The sequence below is a fragment of the Vibrio sp. HI00D65 genome, from assembly GCF_001635455.1.
In the GTDB taxonomy this organism is placed as follows: Bacteria; Pseudomonadota; Gammaproteobacteria; order Enterobacterales; family Vibrionaceae; genus Vibrio.
Window position 1 is genome coordinate 212,963 of sequence record NZ_LWEH01000123.1, and the last position, 23,838, is coordinate 236,800.

Consider the following 23,838-nt stretch of genomic DNA (forward strand, 5'->3'; position numbering starts at 1 on the left):
ATATCAACAACAAAAGGTGCGAATATGGATATATCTACGCCTTGTATCAAATGCCAAGTTCACTCTAAGTACATAGAGGAGCAGTCTGAGCCTACGAAGAATCGTTATGTCTTCGCCTATATCATTACTATCAAAAACTTAAGTAAAAGTACGGTTCAACTCATGTCACGTCGCTGGTTAATAACCGACTCTAACGGCAAGCAACTGACGATTGAAGGCGATGGTGTGGTTGGTCAGCAACCGATTATCGAATCCAACGACGAATACACTTACACCAGTGGTACGGTTATCGAAACACCTGTGGGCGTCATGCAGGGTCACTATGTGATGACCGATCATAAGGGCATCGATTTTATTGCCGAAGTCGACCCATTCAGACTCGCTATCCCTTACATCCTTAACTAACTACCTTTGCAGCAATAGGAAAATACTGTGTCTAATTATATTGTCGGAGACATCCAAGGGTGCTTCGACGAACTTCAGTTATTGCTCGAAACCATCAACTTTAATCAACAACACGATACCTTGTGGGTCGCTGGAGACTTAGTAGCCCGAGGCCCTAAGTCTCTAGAAACACTTCGCTTTATTCGTGGTTTAGGTGACTCGGCAAAGGTGGTATTGGGCAATCACGACCTACACCTGCTCGCGGTATCTCTAGGATTGTTTCCAGCAAAGCCTAAAGATAGGACGCAAGCTATAATTGATGCTGAAGACCGTGAGCCACTACTCGAATGGTTGAGGCATCAACCGTTAATTCAAGAACACCCTGAGTTCATAGTGTCTCATGCAGGTATTTCACCACAATGGGGCCTTGAACAAGCTCGCATAGAGAATCAAGCAGTCGTCGCCCTATTACAATCAGACAAGTGGCAGTGGCTCATCGAAAATATGTATAGCAATACACCTGATCTATGGGACGTGAATTTACGCAGTATTGAACGGTATCGCTATGCGATCAACAGCCTTACTAGAATGCGTTTCTGCTTTACCGATGCTCGGCTTGATATGGCATGCAAACTACCACCAAGTGAAATTACTAATGAACCATTAGTGCCATGGTTTGACCTTCCACAACGTATTAAGCTCGATAAAACGGTTATTTTTGGTCACTGGGCTGCACTTGAAGGCTATCAAGGTAAAGATGTCATAGGACTAGATACTGGATGCGTTTGGGGAGGGGAGCTAACGGCACTTCGCTGGGAAGACAAACAGTTTTTTACTCAAAAAGCGTTATAAAAACGAGATACGAGATACGAGATACGAGATACGAGATACGAGATACGAGATATTTTGAAGCTTGCGCTACTGATTTAGCAGCGCAAGCGTTTTTAAACTTTAGACCCTAGCGTTCGAGGATCACAAACTCCATATTGTGTTTGTTTTTCTCATCCGCTTGATAGGTATCGCTAAAGCTCTGCTTCCAACCTTCTCCCCAATCTGGGAATTGAGTATCACCATCAACGTCAAAATCGATATAAGTCAGGTACAGCTTGTCAGCTTTAGGTAGGCAGCTTTCATAGATTGAACCACCACCGATGATCATCACCTCTTCAACATCACTGACTAACTCCAGAGCTTTTTCAATTGAGGTAACCGTTGTCACACCTTCAATTTCCAAGTTCGCATCACGGCTAATCACAACGTTCAATCGGCCAGGTAAAGGGCGACCGATCGAATCATAGGTTTTACGGCCCATGACTACAGGTTTACCCATCGTTGAGCGTTTGAACCATGCAAAGTCCTCAGGCAAGTGCCAAGGCATCTGATTATCTTTACCTATTACACGGTTATTGGCCATTGCTGCAATCATACTGATGATCATAAATCGAAAGTCCTGTCCTTAACTGAGAGAAAGTTGATGCTAGACGATAGGTCTGCGTCGGTAGAATAACAGCCCAGGTACAGCTAAGCCAACCGCTAGCCCAGCGATAATGAACATCGATTTCAAAAAATTCTCCATCAACATCGCTAGAAGTTCGGGACTATACCCTGCCCTATTAATCTCAACCATGGCAATCATTGCCTTGAAGGCAAATACACCCGGCACCATAGGAATCAGAGCCGCGACTGTAAATACCTTGGGATGAGCCAACAGCTTATGAGACCAATGCACACCTATGAGACCAACCACTGTCGCGGCGAAGAAGGTTGCCCATTCAATTGGAATCCCAAAGTGCATCATCAAATAACGGCTACCGTGACCGATAGAGCCGCCGAGTGCACAATAAATTAAAGCGCGTTGCGGAACGTTAAACACCAATGCGAATCCAACAGCCGGAATCGCTGCGAAAAACATATCGTTGAGTAAGCCTAAAAACAGTTCGAAGATCCTCATTAGCTCGCCCAACCCCAAACACCAGATAGGCTCATCGCAGCAACAATGCCTAAGCTAGTCGCCAAAGTAAGTAAGCTTGCCATGGTAAAGCGAGCCAACCCCATATTGATGTGACCTTTGAGCATGTCTGCAACTGAATTAATCAGTGGGAAACCAGGTACGAGCATCAATACCGATGAAGCCATTACGATGGTTGGCTGGCCACCAATAGTGTAGAGGACTGCTTGGGCAGAGATAGTCGTGGTAACAAAAGCTGTGATCGCAAAGTTTAACAGTGGATTAAAATGGCGATGACCAATCTCTTGCCTGACGATCATGCCACAGGCAGAAGCAATAAAGGTCATCATGAACACCTGCCAATCACCGCCAGCAAGTCGACTAAAAGAAGCACAAGATAGGCCTATCATCACAACGACTAACCAACGGTTGTAACGCTCAGGACTGATATTTTGGATCTTTTTATACGCGAGTCCATAATCGAGGATCCCTTTCTCCATCATGATACACACTCGCTGAATGTCGGTGATCACTTGCATGTTGATACCACGATCTGCGCAGCTTCGCGTGGTCGTAATACAGTGATCATTCATTACTGTCGTCACAACAAGCGCATTAGCAGACAGCGCAACCTCTACCTCATCAACTCCACAAGCAATACCAATACGGCGCATGATGTCGCCAACTAAAGTGCTTTCCGCGCCGTGCGCTAATAGCATTTGCCCTGACTGAGCAACGAGCCTTGAGATCGCTCTTTGTTTTGATGCCATGATTTCCTTCCCATTGGCGCTAATACTTAAGAGGTAAATTTTGCCTTAACAATAAAACTCTGTTCATGATTTAGATACAAAAAAACCGCAATATTAATTGCGGTTTTTATCTAATAGGCTCAATTAGTCACGAACGTAGATAACATGACCGTCATCTTCTTCATCGTCCCAATCATCCCAATCGTCATCATCTTCGGTAACGACATTTTTGCCGCTCATTGCATCTTTATGGTAGTCATCCCACATAAAGTCGACTTTTTCTTCTTCTGCAACTTCTTCCACTTCACGTGGTAGGTTCTCCATGAACTCACCAAGTTTGTAGCAGAGCTCTTTAGTGCCTAGCTTGTTCACTGCAGAGATCTTGAAGTACTCGTCTTCCCAACCTAAAGCATCGATGATTTCTTGAATCTTTTCGTCTGCTTCTTCTTCTGGCATTAGGTCAACTTTGTTGAACACTAACCAACGAGGTTTTTGTGCCACTTTTTCACTGTACTGCTCAAGCTCATCAATGATCGTTAATGCATTCTGAATAGGATCAGAACCGTCGATCGGCATGATATCGATCATGTGTAGAAGAACACGACAACGCTCAAGGTGTTTCAAGAAGCGGATACCAAGACCAGCGCCATCAGCAGCGCCTTCGATTAGACCCGGGATATCGGCAACAACAAAGCTCTTCTCAGGAACCACGCTCACCACACCCAAACTTGGGATCAAGGTTGTAAACGGGTAGTCAGCTACTTTTGGTTTCGCTGCAGAAACAGAGCGGATAAAGGTAGACTTACCTGCATTTGGTAAACCAAGCATACCAACGTCAGCAAGTAGAAGAAGCTCTAAACGCAGTTCACGAACTTCACCTTTAGTACCCATTGTCTTTTGACGAGGAGCGCGGTTAACAGACGATTTAAAACGTGTGTTACCAAGACCGTGCCAACCACCTTTACCAACCATTACCTTCTTGCCGTGTTCAGCAACTTCAGCAACGATTTCATTAGTATGGATATCAACAGCACGAGTACCTACAGGCACTTTTAACGTGATGTCTTTACCACGTTTACCAGTACAGTTACCACCGCGACCGTTTTCACCACGCTCTGCGCTGTAAAAACGTTGGAAACGGTAATCGATCAGTGTATTTAAGTTTTCATCAGCTTGGATGTAAACATCACCGCCATCACCGCCGTCACCGCCATCAGGACCACCTTTAGCGACGAACTTTTCGCGCCAAAAGCTCACTGTACCATTACCGCCATCACCGGCTTCTATTTTTACTACCGCTTCATCAACGAATTTCATTTTTCAACTCCGCACTTACGTTGCGTTACCACTCATCAAGGAGTGATATAAATTCTAGCAGATCCGAGTTTAGATCGATCACCTAAGATCTAGGCCGACCTGCAACCAAGGAACAAATAAGGAGAGGTTCTTTGCTTAGGACTTGTTAAAGCTTAAACAAGAGCGTCTACTTTTTTATTCTCGTTATAAATAAAAAACCCTGCCGAATCGGCAGGGCTTTTGAATTCAGCTTTAAAGCTATAAATATAATCTAACTAAAGATTAAATTACTCAGCTTCGATGCTTACGAACTTACGGTTTTTAGGACCTTTAACAGCAAATTTCACTTTACCTTCAGTAAGAGCGAAAAGAGTGTGGTCTTTACCGATGCCAACGTTTGTGCCAGCGTGGAACTTAGTACCACGTTGACGTACGATGATGTTACCTGCAAGAACAGATTCGCCACCGAAACGCTTAACACCAAGACGTTTGCTTTCTGAATCGCGGCCGTTATTAGTAGAACCGCCAGCTTTTTTATGTGCCATTGTTAAACTCTCCTAATACTTAAGCGTTAATGCCAGTGATTTTCACTTCTGTGAACCACTGACGGTGACCAGCTTGCTTACGAGAGTGCTTACGACGACGGAACTTAACGATTTTTACTTTATCGCCACGACCGTGTTGTACTACTTCCGCAGTAACCTTACCACCTTCAACAAGAGGTGCACCAACAGCGATTTCTTCGCCGTTGGCAACAAGAAGAACTTTATCAAATTCTACAGTTGCACCAGTTTCAACGTCTAATTTCTCTAAACGAAGAGTTTGACCTTCGCTTACTCGGTGTTGTTTGCCACCAGATTGGAAAACAGCGTACATATTTTACTCCGCTTTTTCCGCACAGCCTATGGTTGTTATTTGTACAACTCGGGTGTGCGCTAAACTAATCAATAGGGCGCAGATTCTACGGGAATCATGGCGCTATGACAAGCCATATTTTTAAAAAATTGGCGAAAACCTGTTCGCCAAAGAAAAGTGCGGCAATCATGCCCTTAAGCGATGTATTAATCAACGTTTTTTAGTGTATTATTCAACAATTAATACAACGTATAAACCTTACAGGGTCTAACCTCAGCCGGATGAACAATGGATTTTAAAGCTATCCAAACGCTTACTGCCAATGATATGGCAAAAGTGAATGAAACAATTCAAGCCCAACTTAATTCTGACGTAAGTTTAATCAACCAGCTTGGTTTTTATATCGTTAGCGGCGGTGGTAAACGCCTGCGTCCTTTGCTTACTCTTTTATCTGCTCGCGCTCTTGGTTATCAAGGTGAAGCGCATATTACCTCTGCAGCCTTTATTGAGTTTATTCATACTGCGACTCTGCTTCATGACGATGTTGTCGACGAATCAGACATGAGACGTGGTAAAGCAACCGCCAACGCAGCCTTTGGTAATGCTGCCAGTGTTTTGGTTGGTGACTTTATTTACACACGCTCATTCCAAATGATGACTACACTAGGATCTTTAAAGATCCTCGAGTTAATGAGTGAAGCGGTAAATGTGATTGCTGAGGGTGAAGTTCAACAATTAATGAACTGCAACAACCCAGACACCACTGAAGAAAGCTACATGCAAGTTATCTACTCGAAGACAGCTCGCTTGTTTGAAGCCGCAACTCAAATTGGCGCAATTCTGACTGAGTCGTCACCAGAGATCGAAACGGCAATGCAAAACTATGGTAAATACCTAGGTACTGCATTCCAGCTGATTGATGATGTTATGGATTACACCGCAGATGGTAAAGAGATGGGTAAGAACGTTGGTGACGACCTAGCAGAAGGCAAACCGACCTTGCCTCTTCTATACGCTATGCACAATGGTTCTCCTGAGCAAGCAAGTATGATTCGTGAAGCGATTGAAAAAGCCAACGGTATGGACAAGCTCAACGATATTCTTGCCGCTATGGAAGAGACAGGTTCGTTAGAGTACACCACCAACAAAGCTTACGAAGAAGCTGATAAGGCGATTGCTGAACTGACTGTACTACCTGAATCCGATGATAAGCAAGCGTTGGTTACTCTTGCTCACATGGCAGTGAAGCGAACTCGCTAAGACTGAATAGAAATACCCTAGAGCAAAAAGGAAGAGCTGAGCTCTTCCTTTTTGTTGTCTATTATTTGTCGATAGCCGAATGGATGAATGTTCAAACTAATAGTACTTGTCACAATTTCCATGTAGTTGAGGATTATCTTCGATCTCATCAAAGCTTACCGCTAATTGCTCTTCCGAGCCCTGCTTAGCCAACAACACCGTTTCAGCTTCTTGGTCAACTACCAAGATAGTTCCCACTCCTTGCTGACACTCTACTACTAGACCTTTACGAATTCGATTTGCTTCCATCATCTTTTCCTTCACAAAGTGAATTGACACCATGTTAATACGCACATTGAGATGAAAAGATCAAAAAAGCCGACCTATGAGGCCGGCTTTTGTTATATCTATTTGGCTAAATGAGTCGTGTCTCGCTTACTTAGCGAATTCAACACCAATCTCGATATCGCCATTTAGCGTTTCAAGCATGCTGTCTAGAGCATTGCGTTCGAAATCGCTCAATTCACCGTAGCTAAGGATAGCTTCTGCGCCCTCTTTACCCAGCTTAACTGGTTGAGCGAAGAATGGGGCGTGCTCGCCTTCACCTTCAACGTATGCACACTCGATTACGTTCTCTTCACCTTGTAGTGCTTTCACTAGAGCAAGACCGAAACGACAAGCTGCTTGGCCCATAGATAGTGTTGCACTACCGCCGCCCGCTTTCGCTTCTACAACTTCAGTACCTGCATTTTGGATACGAGTCGTTAGTGCTGCGATTTCTTCATCAGTGAACTCTACACCTTCGACTTGAGAAAGAAGAGGAAGAATAGTCACACCAGAGTGGCCACCGATAACAGGAACGCGAATGTCACCTGGATCTTTGTCTTTTAGCTCAGCAACAAAAGTTTCAGAACGAATCACATCCAGAGTAGTAACACCAAATAAACGACGCTTATCGTATACTCCCGCTTTCTTAAGCACTTCAGCAGCGATCGGTACTGTAGTGTTTACCGGGTTAGTAATGATACCAACACAAGCTTTTGGACATACAACCGCAATCTTCTCTGCAAGAGACTTAACAATGCCAGCATTCACATTGAAAAGATCCGCACGATCCATACCAGGCTTACGAGCAACGCCCGCAGAGATAAGTACAACATCCGCACCTTCTAGTGCAGGTGTTGGATCTTCACCCGCGTAACCTTTGATCGAAACAGGTGTTGGGATATGGCTAAGATCGGCAGCAACACCCGGAGTTACCGGTGCGATGTCGTAAAGTGCAAGATCTGAACCTGCAGGCAGGCGATTCTTAAGTAGTAGGGCTAGGGCTTGACCGATGCCACCAGCGGCACCAATAACAGCTACTTTCATTGTTATTCTCCTTGAGAGCTTTCTCTTATAGATTCTTGGTAGGGTAATTCTTGAGCTAATTTAAAGTTAAAAAACTATATTAATCACAAAGTGATTACAATCAATTAACGCCAGCTTTGCGACTTCGCGCAAGTCAGTAAAATCGTGCTACACAGCAAGTTCGCATTATGGCGATAATCGACTGAAATAACAAAACAAGTCGTCGCAAATAGCACATTATTCTATTAAATATTTACAGTGATATGACTAACAAATTACCGGGTTGTTTTGGCTAAAATTGAATATGTATGCGAGAATATGCAAATATCTTTGTTAATGAATAAGAATGGCATATGCGCAATACAGAAAAACAAGACAACTTGGTTCGTGCTTTTAAAGCGCTACTAAAAGAAGAACGTTTTGGTTCACAAGGCGAAATTGTTGATGCCTTGAAGCATGAAGGCTTTGAAAGCATCAACCAGTCCAAAGTCTCGCGTATGTTAACTAAGTTTGGCGCGGTTCGAACTCGTAACGCAAAAATGGAGATGGTTTACTGTCTTCCTGCAGAACTGGGGGTTCCAACGGTTTCGAGCTCTTTAAGAGAACTTGTCCTAGATATTGACCATAACAATGCGTTAGTTGTGATACACACAGGCCCTGGCGCTGCACAACTGATTGCTCGCCTACTAGACTCGTTGGGTAAGTCGGAGGGCATACTGGGCGTAGTCGCAGGTGATGATACGATCTTCATTACTCCTACGTTATCCGTTACGACAAAGCAGCTGTTTGACTCAGTCTGTGAGCTATTTGAATACGCAGGATAATTGCTCATAGTTTCATAATTATCAACCGTATAAATGGATCACGAATATCTATTTGCTTCGTGATCCAACTCACATCCTAGAATATCTCCCCCCACTCCCACACAGCAACACTAAATCATTGATTTTAAAAAACTCAGTAGTGAATTAAACACAAGATCCAAGCATCATTTGTTAGATTTTTTAGCTATATCTTTTAACATTCTAGTAATTTTCTGCCAATTTTTGATATTATTCAGACACTTTTTCATCACATGGATTGAAAAAGGTGCCGTTTCCAAATAGGAAACTCCAGAAACAACTACACTTGTTTCTGGGTTAATAATGAATAAAGGAAGGGAAATTCATGGCATTTACCAAACTTATCAAAGTTGGTGCTATTGCAGCTGCTGTAATGGGCGCTGGCGCTGTTAACGCTCAAGAGTTCATAACAATTGGTACTGGTTCAGTAACGGGGGTTTACTACCCAACTGGTGGTGCAATTTGTAAACTAGTGAACAAAGGCCGCAAAGACCACAACATTCGTTGTTCTGTAGAGTCTACTGGCGGTTCAATCTACAACGTTAACACCATCCGTGCTGGTGAACTAGATTTCGGTGTTGTTCAGTCTGACTGGCAATACCATGGCTACAACGGTACAAGTAAGTTCAAGGATCAGGGCGAATACAAGAAACTTCGCGCGATGTTCTCTCTACATACAGAACCATTTAACATCATCGCTCGTACCGATTCTGGCATCAACAATGTTGCTGACCTTGCTGGTAAGCGTGTAAACATTGGTAACCCAGGTTCAGGTGACCGCGCAACTATGGGCGTTGTAATGGACGCTATGGGTTGGACAAATGACAGCTTCAAGCTAGCTTCTGAGCTTAAAGGTTCTGAGCGTTCACAAGCACTTTGTGATAACAAGATTGACGCATTCATCTACATGGTTGGTCACCCAAACGGATCAATCAAAGAAGCAACAACATCTTGTGATGCAAAACTGGTTTCAGCAACAGGTCCACAGATCGACAAAATCGTAGCTGAAAACCCATACTACGCATACAGCACAGTTCCTGCAGGCATGTACCGTGGTACAGATGCTGATGTAAACAGCTTCGGTGTTGCAGCAACTATGGTAACCACTTCTGACGTTTCTGATGAAGTAGCATACAACGTTGCTAAGGCAGTATTTGAAAACTTTGACACTTTCAAACGCCTACACCCAGCATTTGCAAACCTGAAGAAAGAAGACATGGTGAAAGCAGGTATCTCTATCCCTCTACACCCAGGTGCAGAAAAATACTACAAAGAAGTGGGCCTTCTAAAGTAACTCTACTTTAAGCCTACTACACCAATAAGGAGGCTAGCCCTCCTTATTGGCTTTTCACGTTTTATAAAAATAACTTAAGTGAAAAGAGCAAACCTTTAAGTTTCTCCAATTTGACGAACTTACCTTCGTATCAAGCCTAAGACAAAGACGAACAAAAAACGCATTTCCCTATCCATTCACTACACTAGATAGGAAAGAAATAACGTCTCGTTGTTCGTAAGAAAGGCAGACCATCAATAATAAGGATAAAGTACATGACGCAGACAACATCACCGTCTCCAGATGTGCAAGAAATGGTGGCACAATCAGACACTGGTGCGCGTAGCCCTCGCGGTATCCAAGGCCGTATTTTATGGTTTGTGCCTCTATGTTGGTCACTGTTCCAACTTTGGTATGCATCTCCGCTGCCGTTCATTTTTAACTTCGGGATTTTAAACGACACCGAAGCTCGAGCAATTCACCTTACCTTTGCTATTTTCCTTGCTTTTACCGCTTATCCAGCAATGAAGAACTCGCCACGGGACTACATCCCAGCAGTCGACTGGATATTAGCGCTTGCAGGTAGTTTTTCAGCTTCTTATATCTATATTTTCTATACAGAACTTGCTGGCCGCTCAGGTGCGCCAACAACATTCGATATCGTTGCTGCTGTATTTGGTATGGTTCTACTGCTTGAAGCAACACGACGCGCTTTAGGTCCACCTCTTATGGTTGTGGCAGCAGTGTTCCTACTTTACACCTTTGGTGGTCCACACATGCCAGACGTTATCGCCCACAAAGGTGCGAGCCTGAACAAGGCAATGTCGCACTTGTGGCTAACAACAGAAGGTGTATTCGGTGTCGCTCTGGGTGTTTCAACGTCATTCGTCTTCTTGTTTGTATTGTTTGGTGCAATGCTTGAACGTGCGGGTGCTGGAGCCTACTTCATCAAAGTCGCATTCTCACTGCTTGGTCACATGAAAGGCGGCCCTGCGAAAGCAGCTGTTGTAGCATCTGGTTTATCTGGACTTGTTTCCGGCTCTTCGATTGCTAACGTAGTAACCACTGGTACCTTCACTATTCCACTGATGAAGCGTGTTGGCTTCCCCGGTACAAAAGCAGGCGCGGTAGAGGTTGCGGCTTCAACCAATGGTCAACTTACACCACCAATCATGGGGGCTGCGGCATTCCTGATGGTGGAATATGTAGGTATCTCATATGTCGAAGTAATCAAAGCTGCTCTATTGCCAGCTCTGATCTCTTACGTCGCTCTGATTTACATTGTTCATTTAGAAGCATGTAAAGCCGGTATGACTGGCTTACCTCGTCGTCACACACCAACTATTGTACAAAGCCTACTCTCTTTCACTGGGACTGTTTTAGGTCTATGTGTTATCAGTGCCGCGGTTTACTACGGTGTGGGTTGGACGAAAGATGTATTTGGCGAAGCAGCAACACCAATCGTTACTGTGGCTCTGCTGATCGCTTATGTTGCTCTTGTTCGTGTTTCTGCTAAATACTCAGCTGAAGGTGGTATGGAGATTGATGCGGATCTAAAAGAAGTTCCGGATCCAGGTCCAACGATTAAATCAGGTTTACACTTCCTGCTGCCTATCGTAGTGCTAGTTTGGTGTCTGACGGTTGAACGTTTCTCACCTGGCTTATCTGCATTCTGGGCAACAGTGTTCATGATCTTTATCTTGATCACCCAGCGTCCTTTGATGACTCTGATGAACAAAACAAACGATCTTGCAGAACAAACCAAAGCTGGTTTCGTTGATCTGGCTGAAAGCTTGGTGTCAGGTGCACGTAACATGATCGGTATCGGTGTGGCGACTGCAGCTGCTGGTACTGTTGTTGGGGTAGTAACGCTAACGGGCATCGGTCTTGTAATGACTGACTTCGTTGAGTTTATCTCAGGTGGTAGCATCATCCTTATGCTGCTCTTCACTGCGGTAATCAGCTTGATCTTGGGTATGGGCTTACCGACTACAGCAAACTACATCGTTGTATCGACACTGATGGCACCTGTAATTGTGACCCTAGGTGCAGCACACGGTCTTATCATTCCACTGATTGCAGTGCACTTATTCGTGTTCTACTTCGGTATTCTTGCCGATGATACACCTCCGGTAGGTCTAGCAGCGTTTGCAGCAGCGGCAATTGCGAAATCAGATCCAATTCGTACTGGTATCCAAGGCTTCACCTACGATATCCGTACCGCAATCTTGCCGTTCATGTTCATCTTTAATACCCAACTACTACTGATGGGCATTGATTCTTGGTGGCACTTAGCACTGACTATCTTCTCATCTGTGACGGCGGTACTTATCTTCGCAGCTGCAACACAAGGTTGGTGGTTCACTAAGAACAAGTGGTGGGAAACAGTGCTGCTTATTGCATTAACCTTCACTTTCTTCCGCCCTGGCTTCTGGTGGGACATGATTTACCCAGAGAAAGTTCTTTCACCTGGAGTTGAGATTGCTCAAATCACGGAAAAGCTGGATGTGGGACAATCACTTGAACTTAGAGTGGGTGGTGAAAACTTAGAAGGTGACTATTCTGAAAAGACAGTTCGCCTGCCGTTTGAAGATTCTGCGACCTCAAGTGAAGATCGCATAGCCTCTATGGGTCTAATGCTGACTGAATCAGAAGGCAAGATGATTGTTGATATGGTTGAGTTCGGTAGCCCTGCAGAAGCGGCTGGTATTGATTTCGATTGGGAAATCAAATCCGTTATCCAAGATGCAGATCGACCAATGAAAGAGTGGGTATTCTTACCAGCTCTGATCATTTTGATTGGTTTAGCTATGAATCAAAGAAGACGTGCTCGTAAGGATGAGATTAGCGCGTAATGGATAAGGCTGAGTAGTGCTTAGCGCTATTTGGCTTTATTACATGGAAAGGATAATTACAGTGCTAAGTGACTACTTAGCACTGAGTAAAAAGAGACGAATACATGTATAAACAAATCCTTGTTCCTGTTGATCTTAATGACAAAGGCTTTTCTGATAAGGCAGTCGAACTGGCGGTATGGCACGCAAAACACAGCAATGCTGAAATACACATTCTGAACGTACTACCGGGCATTCACATGTCGATGGTGGCGTCTTACTTCCCGAAAGATGCAGCGAACCAAATGAAGCTGGATGTTAAAAATCAGCTTAAAGAGTTCGCCGACAAACACATCGACGATGAAGTGGTTTACAAGGTTCATGTTGCTGAGGGTAAAACCTACGCGACGATTCTTGATTTCGCAGAAAAGCTTGGCGCTGACCTTATCGTAATGCCTAGCCATAAGCGTTCAAAAATCGACAAAGTGGTACTTGGCTCGGTTGCAAGTAAAGTAGTACAGAACTCACCAATCAATGTATTGGTGGTTAAACCGCAAGGTTAAGTCATTTAATCGGCACACAATCTAAAAAGGTTGACCTACAAGCCAACCTTTTTGTTTTTAACTCATGCTACATAGCTTTAAAGTTAATTCACTATGTTTTGTGGACGACCCGCGATAAAGCCATCAATGGTATCCATTAAGATATCAGACAGTTTTTGAATCGAGCTGTCGCTACCCCACGCCACATGTGGAGTGAGTAATAAGTTCGGTAAGTGGCTATTAGCCAACAGTGGATTTGAGTTGTCAGCAGGCTCTTGAGCGAACACATCTATACCCGCTCCAACGATTTGATTATTCTTCAGAGCTTCAACTAGGGCCTGTTCATCTACTAGACCTCCACGTCCGGTATTGATTAGTACCGCGCTCGTTTTCATCATATTCAGCTCTCGCTCTGAAATCAGATTTTGGGTCGCATCAGTCAAAGGGCAATGCAGGCTGATCGCATCCGCTTGCTGTAATACCGTATCAAAAGGCAGATACCCTTCTCGACAAGAATCTGCTCCTTTTCGCTCGGCAAACATCACCTTCATACCAATTGCTTTAGCTAACATTGCGGTGGCTTGGCCTAAGCTGCCACTGCCCATTAAACCCAATGTACTGCCAGCCACATCTTGAATCGGATGAGTAAAGAAGCAGAACTGCTTGTCCTTTTGCCACTCGCCCGCCTCAATATCTTTATGATAACCAACAAGGTTTCGTTTAAGTGCAAACAGCATTGCGATGACATGTTCAGGAACCGATTGAGTTGCGTAGCCTTGCACGTTTGTCACTGCAATGTTTTTAGATTTGCAGTATTCCACATCGACATTATTGACACCGGTCGCTGAAACCGCGATCAACTTGAGTTTTTTCGCACAAGCGAGATTCGACTCATTGAGCACTACCTTGTTAGTGATCACCACATCAGCTCCTTCAACTCGCTCCGATACTTGCTCAGGAGCTGTGAAATCATACTCTACCCATTCATGCTCAAAGCTAAAAGGCTTTAAATGAATTTGAGATGGGATAGTCGCTCTATCGAGAAACACAACTTTCAGCGTTGGCATTCTTCTTCCTTGGTTAGATCTATGAATCAGTCCATTCTAAGCTTTTAGCTTACTGTAGTCTGGAAGCTCAAGCGCAATTTCAAAGTGCTGTTCGATTTGTGGGGATGCTTGAGGATAAAAGTCACAGGGAACAAAGGCTTTAAACAACTGATTATTAGCTGGATGATAAAAGCTCAGCTCACACGCATGCAAAGCCAGCCTATCACTATATTCAAATGCTTCTGGTGTTGCGTAAAACTCATCGCCCACAATCGGTGCACCTATTTCCATGCAATGTACTCTCAATTGGTGAGAACGCCCGGTAATTGGCAGTAACTTAAGTAAAGTCGTTTGGAGTTCTTGCTGTTCTACCACATAACGAGTCTGTGATGGTTTGCCGTCTTCAAAACAGACTTTCTGCTTAGGGCGATTTGGCCAATCACAGATGAGTGGCAGATCGATCAATCCTGCTTTTTGTTCAACCGCTCCCCATACACGTGCGTAATACAGTTTGTGTGTCAGGCGGTATTGGAACTGCTTCTTCAAGTGACGCTCTGCCTGCTTATGCTTAGCCAACAACATCAAGCCTGAGGTCGACATATCCAAGCGGTGAACTACTTGAATATCAGCGAACTCATCTACCAAACGACTCCACATACTGTCGTAATGCTCTGGCAACCTACCCGGTACTGAAAGTAAGCCCGCAGGCTTATTCACCACCAGAATGTCACCATCTTGATAAATAATATCAATCCAAGGTTCGCGTGGTGGTGTGTACTGCTCTAGCGCCATTAAAGCCTCTTATTTACTAGTGAACAAATAATTTACAATTAATTCGTTTATTAATAAATACAATTTTTAAATGTTTTTGTACATAAAAGTTGACGATTTTACAAAGCATGGTATTGATAGGGTAACGGAAAATAACAAGTCAAAATCAAAGGAACAATGATGGACAGTACGGTTAAAACAACCACAACAAAAACCTCAGCTCCCCTATCCAGTTTAATTAAGTCTCTTGGCCCAGGTATCATGATGGCCGCTGCTGCTGTCGGCGGTTCACACTTAGTCGCCTCAACCAAAGCTGGAGCCATCTATGGTTGGCAACTGGCAGCTCTAATCATCCTAGTAAACCTATTCAAGTACCCTTTCTTTCGTGCCGGCATTCAGTACACGCTTGGTACAGGACAAAGCTTGGTTGAGGGCTACTCAAACCTAGGTCGCCTTTACCTAGTGACCTTTTCGGTACTAAGTGCTATTTCAGCCGTCGTAAACACAGCCGCACTACTGCTGTTTAGTGCGAGCTTACTTAACTACTTCATTCCTTTTGAGCTAGCAACCAGTACGCTTTGTATGATCGTACTCGCGACCTGCTTGATCATCTTATTTGCAGGGCATTACCGTGCTCTGGACACCCTTTCAAAAGCAATCATGGCGATCCTAACGATCACTACTCTGGCCGCCGTCGCAATCGCTATTGGCTCACCTGTCGAACCGGATGCTGCTTTTGTCCCTCCATCACCTTGGTCATTGGCTGCTATTGGTTTTATCGTGGTGACCATGGGTTGGATGCCTGCCCCTATCGAGATTTCAAGCATCACCTCTATGTGGCTAAAAAGCCAAAAAGAGAAGCAAGAAGTCACAGCTCAATCTGCCTTATTCGATTTCAACGTCGGCTATATTGGTACTGCACTGCTTGCTTTAGTATTTGTCGCTTTGGGGGCTCTCGTACTTCACGGTTCAGGCGTGGAGCTGTCTCGCTCTGGTATGGGCTTTACTCACCAGCTAGTTGGTATTTACGCGTCGACGATTGGTGAATGGTCGCGTCCACTAATTGCTATCATTGCTTTCTTCTGTATCTTTGGCAGCACGATTACGGTTATCGACGGCTACTCTCGCGTGCTTGCGGAATCACAACGTCTGTTACTCAATAAAGAGTCAAGCCCACGCATGCTGCAAGGTTGGATCATCATTGTTTCTATCATAGCACTCGCGATTGTGGTGTTCTTTAGCGCGGCATTAATGCCAATGCTCGATTTTGCAATGGTACTTGCTTTCGCAACGACGCCATTCTTCGCTCTGCTTAACTTCATCTTGGTGAACAAAGCTAAGCTTCCAGAAGCGCTAGCCATCGGTAGTAAACTTAAATGGTTGTCTGTCGCAGGTCTAGTTTACTTATTTGGTTTCTTAGCCGTATTTGTTTGGTGGAAATGGTTAATGTAACCCACCAATCACCACCATCTACAAACTCAAGATAAAAATAAGGCCTTCATGATGAAGGCCTTATTTGTTGCTCGCAGACTAGCTAATATTAATTGTGAGAAACCACAATCAGGCGTAGCGAGTCTAGCTGAACCTGAGCTTTGCTGATGTAGCCTGTCAGTTCGTTTATCTGAGCTTCGATCACTTCTAACTCTTCATCACGAATATTTGGGTTCACCGCTTTCAGTGCTTGTAGACGCTCTAGTTCACCGTTGAGGTTTGTCTGCATATCTCTTTGCGCTTGCTGACGCACTTCTTCAACTTTAGGAAGAACTTGTGCCTCACCCGCTTCGATTAGCTTGTGAATTTCGCCTTGTACCGAGTTAACTAACTTACTTGCTAGGTGACGGTTCACTGGGCTTAACTGGCGGTTAAAGCTATCAAACTCAACCTGAGCAGATAGGTCGTTACCACGGCCATCCATCATCAAACGAATCGGAGTCTTAGGTAAGAACTGGCTGATACCACTGCGTTTTGGTGCTTGTGCATCCACCAAGTAAACTAATTCAAGCAAGATAGTACCGACTGGTAGCGCTTTGTTCTTAAGTAGTGACACCGCAGAAGTACCAACGCCTTCGCTAAGTAGTAAATCAATACCACCCTGAATCATTGGGTGTTCCCAACTAATGAAGTTCATGTCTTCACGAGAAAGTGCGGTATCACGGTCGAATGTGATAGTTGCACCTTCATAAGGTAAGCCTGGGTAGCTTGGTACCATCATGTGCTCGGACGGTGTTACTACTAGGGCATTTTCACCTTTGTCGTCTTGGTTCAATCCAATAGTGTCGAACAAGCTCAACGCAAAAGTAACTAGGTTAGTATCGCCATCGGTTGATGCGATCTTATCTGCGATCTCGTGCGCTTTATCACCGCCGTTTGAGTGCATCTCTAGCAGGCGATCTCGGCCTTTTTCTAGATCCGCTTTTAGGCTTTGGTTTAGCTTAGCTGACTCTTCGATAACTTCATCAAGCTGTTCTGTGTTACCAGAAGCCAGCATTTCAATAAGCACATCTGAGAACTTGTCGTAAACCATGCGACCAGTTGGGCACGTTTCTGCGAATGCATTCAGGCCTTCATCAAACCAACGCGCTAGTATTGCCTGTGATGTGCCTTTCAGATAAGGAACATGAATATCGATATCACGCTGTTGACCAATACGATCTAAACGACCAATACGTTGCTCAAGCAAGTCTGGGTTGAATGGAAGGTCAAACATCACTAATTGGTTAGCAAACTGGAAGTTACGACCCTCAGAGCCGATTTCACTACAGATAAGAACCTGAGCGCCGCCCTCTTCTTGAGCAAAATAAGCCGCCGCTTTATCACGCTCTAGAATCGACATGCCTTCGTGGAATACAGTTGCACGCACACCTTCACGCTCACGCAGTGCCTGTTCTAATTGAAGAGCAGTACTTGCACGCGATGCGATCACCAGTATCTTTTCGCTACGCTTGTCTTGGATCTTTTCAATCAGCCAGTTAACACGCGAATCGAACTGCCACCAGCTTGAATCTTCACCTTCAAACTCTTGGAAGATCTCTTCAGGGTAAAGCATCTTCATCGCACGAGCTTCTGGTGCCATCTTGCCACCGATCATGCCTGATACACGCATCGATGTGGTGTACTGCGTTGGAATGTCCATCGGCAGTAAGTTAACGTTACGCTTAGGGAAGCCTTTGATAGCGGCACGTGTGTTTCTAAATAGAACACGACCAGTACCATGGCGATCCATAAGGTTATCAATCAGTTCTTGGCGAGCTAATGCTTGCTCTTCTTCGCTGCTATCACCTTCGATAACACGGAACAAAGGCTCAACATCTTGTTCAGAAAGCAGCTCTGTAATCTGATTCTTCGCGCTGTCTTCAAGTTTCACGCCTGAGAATAGTGCGGTAACAGCATCAGCGACCGGTGCGTATTGATCTTCTTCTTCAACAAACGCTTCGTAATCGTAGAAGCGGTCAGGATCCAATAGGCGCAGACGTGCAAAGTGACTCTCACGGCCCAGTTGCTCTGGAGTCGCAGTCAGTAAAAGCACGCCAGGAGTATTTTCTGCCAAGCCTTCTACCACTTGGTATTCACGGCTTGGTTTGTCCAGGCTCCACTCAAGGTGGTGCGCTTCATCGACAACCAATAGATCCCACTCACCTTCAAGTGCTTGCTCATAGCGCTTGCGGCTCTTACGTAAGAAATCTAACGAACACAGAACGTATTGCTGGGTATCAAATGGGTTATCTGATTCTGCAAAGGCTTCAATACAACGCTCTTCATCAAAGATAGAAAAGTGCAGATTGAAACGGCGCATCATCTCAACTAACCATTGGTGTTGTAGTGTTTCCGGTACCACGATCAGAATACGTTCAGCGCGGCCAGACAACACCTGTTGGTGAATGATCATACCCGCTTCGATGGTTTTACCTAGACCAACTTCATCAGCTAATAAAACACGTGGCGCATGACGACGCCCCACTTCATGAGCGATGTACAACTGGTGAGGTATTAGGCCTGCACGCATACCACACAAGCCACGCATTGGGCTCTTGTGCTGTTGGTATTGATTGCTTAGAGCGCGGTAACGCAACACAAAATTATCCATACGGTCGATTTGACCTGCGTACAGTTTGTCTTGTGGCTTGTTAAAACGAATCTGATTGCTTAAGAAGATTTCACGCAGAGTCACTTCTGATTCTTGAGTATCTTCACGTGTACCTAGGTAGGTCAGTAGCCCTTTATCTTCGATTATTTCTTCGACAGATAGAGACCAACCTTCTTGGCATTCGATGACATCGCCTACATTAAATGTTACTCGGGTTACGGGAGCATCCGTACGTGCATACACACGGTTTTCTTCTGATGCTGCAAACATTAGTGTCACTGTGCGAGCATCCATTGCTACAACGGTACCTAAACCTAAATCGCTCTCCGTATCGCTTATCCAGCGTTGCCCCAAAGCAAATGTCATGAATCGACTACCTCAATCTTATAGTTGGAATTTGGTCTTTTTAACTGATATTTGAAACAAGAACCTTACCGCTCTTGAACTAAAAATATAGCCAAAAATGCCTAGTTTGCAGCCACTTTTTAAGTGCGCTCTAGATAATAAATATCTCGAGAAAATGGTGCAGAAAAAGGTCGCTAATCTTACTCGATGCTGTGATTTAGGTCACGTCTAAAGGCGAGGATTTCATACTTTTTTTCGGTTTTCGCCAATGCAATCAAACTGTCAAAAAAACATGGTTAACCTATTGCTAGTAGATTACTGGCATTAGTAAACATGCCATATTCACCGATCACAATATGGCAATATTTATCTCGTTGAACTTTAGGTGAGCAGTTGACTATCACCAGAGTGAGAGACTAACCTTTAAGTGAGCTTAATCTACGTTCAATCGATGCAAAGCAAGCCGTACGCGGCAAGGAGATGCTATGGGCGAGACCAACCGGAAGCTATTTGTTTTAGACACCAATATCCTACTTCACGAACCCTTCGCTATATTTTCTTTCCAAGAGCACGATGTCGTTATCCCTATGACAGTGCTAGAAGAACTAGACAGAATCAAAGACAGTAAGAGGGACGTTGCAAGAGATGCGAGAATTGCGATTCGAACTCTCGAAGATTTATTCAGGGAAGCCACACCAGACCAAATATCGGAAGGCATTCCGTTCACCAAAGACATTAAGGCCTCAGGCAGTATCTCAATACTCGCCGATTACGAACTTCAAGAAAGCATCAAAGCCTTTGCCGACGACAAGGCAGGCGATAACCGAATCCTCAACGCTGTACTCTACCTTCAAAATAAACGCGCGCCACGTGAAGTGGTTCTCATCACCAAAGACATCAACATGCGTTTACGTGCAAAAGGCGCTGGCGTACGCTTCGTTGAAGATTATCAAACCGACCAACTCATCGATGATATCCAATACCTCACCAAAGGCTTCCAACAGCTCAAGGGGGCATTTTGGGATGGTATCGACAATGTGGAAAGTAAAACCTTAGCTGGCAAAACCTTCCATACGCTAGCAAGAGAGCCTTTCGAGCCTACCTTCCTCAACCAATATGTGATTGATGAAGAGAGCGACTTTGCAGCAAGAGTTGAAGAGATTAATACCGAAACCGTCACACTCAGAGACTTAAGCCGTGAACGTTTAATGAATCGCAGAGCCTGGGACATTACACCAAAGAATATTTATCAGGGAATGGCGATTGATGCGCTACTCGACCCGGATATAGACTTGGTGATCCTAACTGGCGCGGCAGGTAGTGGTAAAACACTGCTCGCAATGGCCACAGCACTTGAGCAAACCATTGAGCGTAAACAGTTCGATAAGATCATCGTCACCCGAAACACGCCTGACATTGGTGAGTCTATTGGTTTCCTTCCAGGTACCGAAGAAGAGAAGATGCTGCCTTGGTTGGCTGCCGTGACCGATACACTGGAAGCGCTGCACAAAAACGACCACTGCACCGAAGGGTCACTGAAGTACATCTGTGATAAAGCCAATATCCAGTTCAAATCGATCAACTTCATGCGTGGCCGTTCTATCCAAAATGCGTTTGTGCTTCTCGATGAGTGTCAAAACCTGACGGCTTCACAAATCAAAACCATCATCACCCGTTGTGGTGAAGGCACCAAGATTGTCTGCTCAGGTAACCTAGCGCAGATAGATTCGTCTTACTTAACCCCTGTGACTTCAGGTTTAACATACATGGTTGAGCGTTTTAAAAACTTCGAAGGCAGTGCAAATATCCACCTCAATGGCGTGGTACGTAGCCGACTGGCAGAGTTTGCCGAAGAGAACATGTAATCGATTTTTACTACTAACTCTACTTCAGAAACAAAAAAGCGCCTCACAATGGAGGCGCTTTTCAATTCTATCTTTATGCTAACGTTGCTGCAGCGGGCCTGATTTACTCAGTACCACCAACCGTTAACGAATCTAGTTTCAATGTTGGTTGACCAACACCTACTGGCACGCTTTGACCAGCCTTGCCACATACACCAACACCACGGTCGATGCTTAGATCATTACCCACCATAGACACCTGCTGCATCGCTTCGATACCAGAGCCAATCAACGTTGCGCCCTTCACTGGGTAAGTGATCTTACCGTTTTCAATCATATACGCTTCAGAAGCTGAGAACACAAACTTACCGGACGTAATATCAACCTGACCACCACCGAAGTTTGGTGCGTAGATACCTTTATCTACTGTCGCGATGATCTCTTCTGGTGTGTGCTCACCCGGCAGCATGTAGGTGTTAGTCATGCGTGGCATTGGAAGGTGCGCATAAGACTCACGACGACCGTTACCTGTAGGAGCTACACCCATTATACGAGCATTCAGCTTGTCTTGCATGTAACCTTTTAAGATGCCGTTTTCAATCAACGTGTTGTACTGACCGTTAACACCTTCATCATCGACGTTCAATGAACCACGAAGATCAGTCAATGTACCGTCATCGACAATCGTACACAGACTTGAAGTCACTTGTTCGCCAACTTTACCAGAGAATACTGAAGACTCTTTACGGTTGAAGTCGCCTTCTAAACCGTGACCTACCGCTTCGTGCAGTAGAACGCCCGGCCAACCAGAACCAAGAACCACAGGCATTGCACCAGCAGGCGCAGCAACGGCTTCAAGGTTAACAAGCGCTTGGCGAATCGCTTCATCCGCAAACTGATAAGCAACTTGAGTACCTTTGTCATCGCTTAGGAAGAAGTCGTAACCAAAACGGCCACCGCCACCAGCACCACCACGCTCACGGCGATCGCCCTTCTGAGCAAGAACACTGATTGATAGACGAACCAACGGACGAATATCGCCAGCATACGTGCCATCTGTCGCGGCAACCAGCATCTGCTCATGTACACCGCTTAGGCTCACTGATACTTCAGTCACCATAGGTTCTTTAGTACGAATGTAAGCGTCCAATGACTTAAGAAGTTCTGTTTTTTGCTGTTTTTCCCAGCTTGCTAGCGGGTTAACTGCATCATAGTAAGTTTGATTGGAGTTACGCTTGAAGGCTTGCACCTTGCCGTTTTGACCTTGCTTCGCGATACCACGAGCTGCAATCGCGCTTTGCTTTAGACCATCGAGTTGGATTTGGTCAGAGTAAGCAAAGCCAGTCTTTTCGCCAGATACTGCACGAACACCCACACCGCAATCGATATTGAAAGAGCCGTCTTTGATGATGCTGTCTTCTAGCACTAAAGATTCGTGCCAGCTTGACTGAAAGTAGATATCAGCATAATCAATTTGGCGGGTAGCAATGCTCGCCAATGTATCTGCGATATTTTGCTCCGTAAGCCCTGTTGGGTTCAGTAGCGCTTCTTCAATTTGATTAATGCTCATAGATGGCTCTTGTTTGTAATTAAAATTGATTGGTAAATCGAGTATGCTGTGTGATGGGCATATTTTGCCTAATGGATTCACAACTGGACTTGTCTATCTCGACCACCATACTTTTAGGATCTTGGTCTAACTGTGCGACCACTCTTCCCCAGGGATCAACCACCATAGAGTGTCCCCATGTTTCTCTTTGGCAAGGGTGCTTACCGCCTTGCCCTACCGCAACAATCCACGATTGTGTTTCGATTGCCCGGCATCTTAACAGTGCTTCCCAGTGCGCCTGACCGGTTACCGCAGTAAACGCAGCTGGTACCACGATGATCTGCGCGCCTTGCTTGCGTAACTCTGAATACAAGTGAGGAAAGCGCACATCATAGCAAATACTGAAACCTAAGTGACCAAAAGGCGTTTCCGTTGTCACAACTCGGTCACCTGGAGTAAAAATATCGGACTCTCGATAGCACTTATGGGCATCAGCGACGTCCACATCGAACATATGTAGCTTGTCATAGTGAGCCACTAAGCTGCCAAAATCATCAATCACCAGAGTCGTTGTAGTGACACCCTTCGCTGTACTTATCGGCATACTGCCCACAATGATCCAAATGCGATGAAGCCTAGCTAACTCAGCCAGTTTTGTCTGTAATGGGCCACTATTCAATGGCTCGGCATACTGGTGATAATCCGCTTTGCTACCGAATACCAATGCATTCTCTGGACACACGACCCATTTAGCCCCTAACGCTTTACACTTAGCTACCTCTTTGGCGAGATAATCAAGGTTACTGTCAGGGTCAGGGCCCGAAGTCATTTGAATCAAACCAACACAATCCATGTGTACTGCTCCTCCATTCATTATGATTCAGAAA

22 protein-coding genes are annotated in these 23,838 nt (G+C 44.9%); 9 read left to right on the plus strand and 13 right to left on the minus strand.

Features of this window, described 5'->3' with window-relative positions:
• Window positions 1-24: 24 nt before the first annotated feature.
• Window positions 25-405, plus strand: a complete 381-nt coding sequence (apaG, locus tag A3712_RS11065) for a Co2+/Mg2+ efflux protein ApaG (protein ID WP_063523469.1) — start codon at window positions 25-27, stop codon at window positions 403-405.
• Between the two features lie 27 nt (window positions 406-432).
• Window positions 433-1,236, plus strand: coding sequence for a bis(5'-nucleosyl)-tetraphosphatase (symmetrical) ApaH (gene apaH / locus A3712_RS11070; protein ID WP_063523470.1), 804 nt, complete (start codon window positions 433-435; stop codon window positions 1,234-1,236).
• Between the two features lie 106 nt (window positions 1,237-1,342).
• Here apaH and folA read toward each other — a convergent pair whose 3' ends face one another.
• From folA to rplU, 6 genes are all read right to left on the minus strand, one after another.
• Window positions 1,343-1,822, minus strand: a complete 480-nt coding sequence (gene folA / locus A3712_RS11075) for a type 3 dihydrofolate reductase (RefSeq protein ID WP_063523471.1) — start codon at window positions 1,820-1,822, stop codon at window positions 1,343-1,345.
• Between the two features lie 39 nt (window positions 1,823-1,861).
• Complete coding sequence (locus tag A3712_RS11080) at window positions 1,862-2,335, minus strand: threonine/serine exporter family protein (RefSeq protein ID WP_063523472.1); 474 nt, start codon at window positions 2,333-2,335, stop codon at window positions 1,862-1,864.
• Entirely contained in the window at window positions 2,335-3,102 is a 768-nt protein-coding gene (locus A3712_RS11085; RefSeq protein ID WP_063523473.1) for a threonine/serine exporter family protein, read from the minus strand. Before A3712_RS11085 ends, A3712_RS11080 begins: the two co-directional genes overlap by 1 nt.
• 123 nt (window positions 3,103-3,225) lie before the next feature.
• Window positions 3,226-4,398 (minus strand): Obg family GTPase CgtA, encoded by a 1,173-nt coding sequence (gene cgtA, locus A3712_RS11090; protein ID WP_063523474.1) that lies wholly within the window; start codon window positions 4,396-4,398, stop codon window positions 3,226-3,228.
• A gap of 266 nt (window positions 4,399-4,664) precedes the next feature.
• A complete protein-coding gene (gene rpmA / locus A3712_RS11095; RefSeq protein WP_004735905.1) occupies window positions 4,665-4,922 on the minus strand; it encodes a 50S ribosomal protein L27 in 258 nt (85 codons plus the stop codon).
• Between the two features lie 19 nt (window positions 4,923-4,941).
• Complete coding sequence (gene rplU, locus A3712_RS11100; RefSeq protein ID WP_004740823.1) at window positions 4,942-5,253, minus strand: 50S ribosomal protein L21; 312 nt, start codon at window positions 5,251-5,253, stop codon at window positions 4,942-4,944.
• Between the two features lie 267 nt (window positions 5,254-5,520).
• On the opposite strand from rplU, the gene ispB reads away from it, so the two are divergent.
• Window positions 5,521-6,492 carry an octaprenyl diphosphate synthase gene (gene ispB, locus A3712_RS11105; RefSeq protein WP_063523475.1) on the plus strand — a complete coding sequence of 324 codons (972 nt, stop codon included), beginning with the start codon at window positions 5,521-5,523 and terminating at the stop codon, window positions 6,490-6,492.
• Window positions 6,493-6,588: 96 nt separating this feature from the next.
• On the opposite strand, the gene A3712_RS11110 is transcribed toward ispB, so the two are convergent.
• Together A3712_RS11110 and mdh are read right to left on the minus strand one after the other, a co-directional pair.
• Window positions 6,589-6,780, minus strand: a complete 192-nt coding sequence (locus tag A3712_RS11110; protein WP_063523476.1) for a hypothetical protein — start codon at window positions 6,778-6,780, stop codon at window positions 6,589-6,591.
• A 126-nt stretch (window positions 6,781-6,906) separates the two neighbouring features.
• The gene (mdh, locus tag A3712_RS11115; protein WP_004740826.1) at window positions 6,907-7,842 is read right to left on the minus strand and encodes a malate dehydrogenase; all 936 of its coding nucleotides are present in this window, start codon (window positions 7,840-7,842) and stop codon (window positions 6,907-6,909) included.
• Window positions 7,843-8,174: 332 nt separating this feature from the next.
• Between mdh and argR the strand changes: the two genes are divergently transcribed.
• From argR to A3712_RS11135, 4 genes are all read left to right on the plus strand, one after another.
• Window positions 8,175-8,645: a transcriptional regulator ArgR gene (argR, locus tag A3712_RS11120; RefSeq protein ID WP_004740827.1), complete on the plus strand. Its 471-nt coding sequence runs from the start codon at window positions 8,175-8,177 to the stop codon at window positions 8,643-8,645.
• 343 nt (window positions 8,646-8,988) lie between these two features.
• Window positions 8,989-9,957 (plus strand): TAXI family TRAP transporter solute-binding subunit, encoded by a 969-nt coding sequence (locus A3712_RS11125; RefSeq protein WP_004740828.1) that lies wholly within the window; start codon window positions 8,989-8,991, stop codon window positions 9,955-9,957.
• A gap of 254 nt (window positions 9,958-10,211) precedes the next feature.
• Complete coding sequence (locus A3712_RS11130; RefSeq protein WP_063523477.1) at window positions 10,212-12,791, plus strand: TRAP transporter permease; 2,580 nt, start codon at window positions 10,212-10,214, stop codon at window positions 12,789-12,791.
• A 104-nt stretch (window positions 12,792-12,895) separates the two neighbouring features.
• A complete protein-coding gene (locus tag A3712_RS11135; protein WP_063523478.1) occupies window positions 12,896-13,333 on the plus strand; it encodes a universal stress protein in 438 nt (145 codons plus the stop codon).
• Between the two features lie 83 nt (window positions 13,334-13,416).
• Here A3712_RS11135 and A3712_RS11140 read toward each other — a convergent pair whose 3' ends face one another.
• Together A3712_RS11140 and A3712_RS11145 are read right to left on the minus strand one after the other, a co-directional pair.
• On the minus strand, window positions 13,417-14,379 hold the full coding sequence (locus A3712_RS11140) for a D-2-hydroxyacid dehydrogenase (RefSeq protein WP_063523479.1): 963 nt from the start codon (window positions 14,377-14,379) through the stop codon (window positions 13,417-13,419).
• 36 nt (window positions 14,380-14,415) lie between these two features.
• Entirely contained in the window at window positions 14,416-15,150 is a 735-nt protein-coding gene (locus tag A3712_RS11145; RefSeq protein WP_063523480.1) for a pseudouridine synthase, read from the minus strand.
• Window positions 15,151-15,309: 159 nt separating this feature from the next.
• On the opposite strand from A3712_RS11145, the gene A3712_RS11150 reads away from it, so the two are divergent.
• On the plus strand, window positions 15,310-16,581 hold the full coding sequence (locus tag A3712_RS11150) for an NRAMP family divalent metal transporter (RefSeq protein WP_063523481.1): 1,272 nt from the start codon (window positions 15,310-15,312) through the stop codon (window positions 16,579-16,581).
• Between the two features lie 88 nt (window positions 16,582-16,669).
• Here A3712_RS11150 and rapA read toward each other — a convergent pair whose 3' ends face one another.
• Entirely contained in the window at window positions 16,670-19,579 is a 2,910-nt protein-coding gene (gene rapA / locus A3712_RS11155) for an RNA polymerase-associated protein RapA (RefSeq protein ID WP_063523482.1), read from the minus strand.
• 464 nt (window positions 19,580-20,043) lie between these two features.
• Between rapA and A3712_RS11160 the strand changes: the two genes are divergently transcribed.
• On the plus strand, window positions 20,044-21,423 hold the full coding sequence (locus tag A3712_RS11160; RefSeq protein WP_063523483.1) for a PhoH family protein: 1,380 nt from the start codon (window positions 20,044-20,046) through the stop codon (window positions 21,421-21,423).
• A gap of 103 nt (window positions 21,424-21,526) precedes the next feature.
• Here A3712_RS11160 and tldD read toward each other — a convergent pair whose 3' ends face one another.
• Window positions 21,527-22,972 (minus strand): metalloprotease TldD, encoded by a 1,446-nt coding sequence (tldD, locus tag A3712_RS11165; protein ID WP_063523484.1) that lies wholly within the window; start codon window positions 22,970-22,972, stop codon window positions 21,527-21,529.
• A gap of 19 nt (window positions 22,973-22,991) precedes the next feature.
• Complete coding sequence (locus A3712_RS11170) at window positions 22,992-23,804, minus strand: carbon-nitrogen hydrolase family protein (RefSeq protein WP_063523485.1); 813 nt, start codon at window positions 23,802-23,804, stop codon at window positions 22,992-22,994.
• Between the last annotated feature and the right edge of the window lie 34 nt (window positions 23,805-23,838).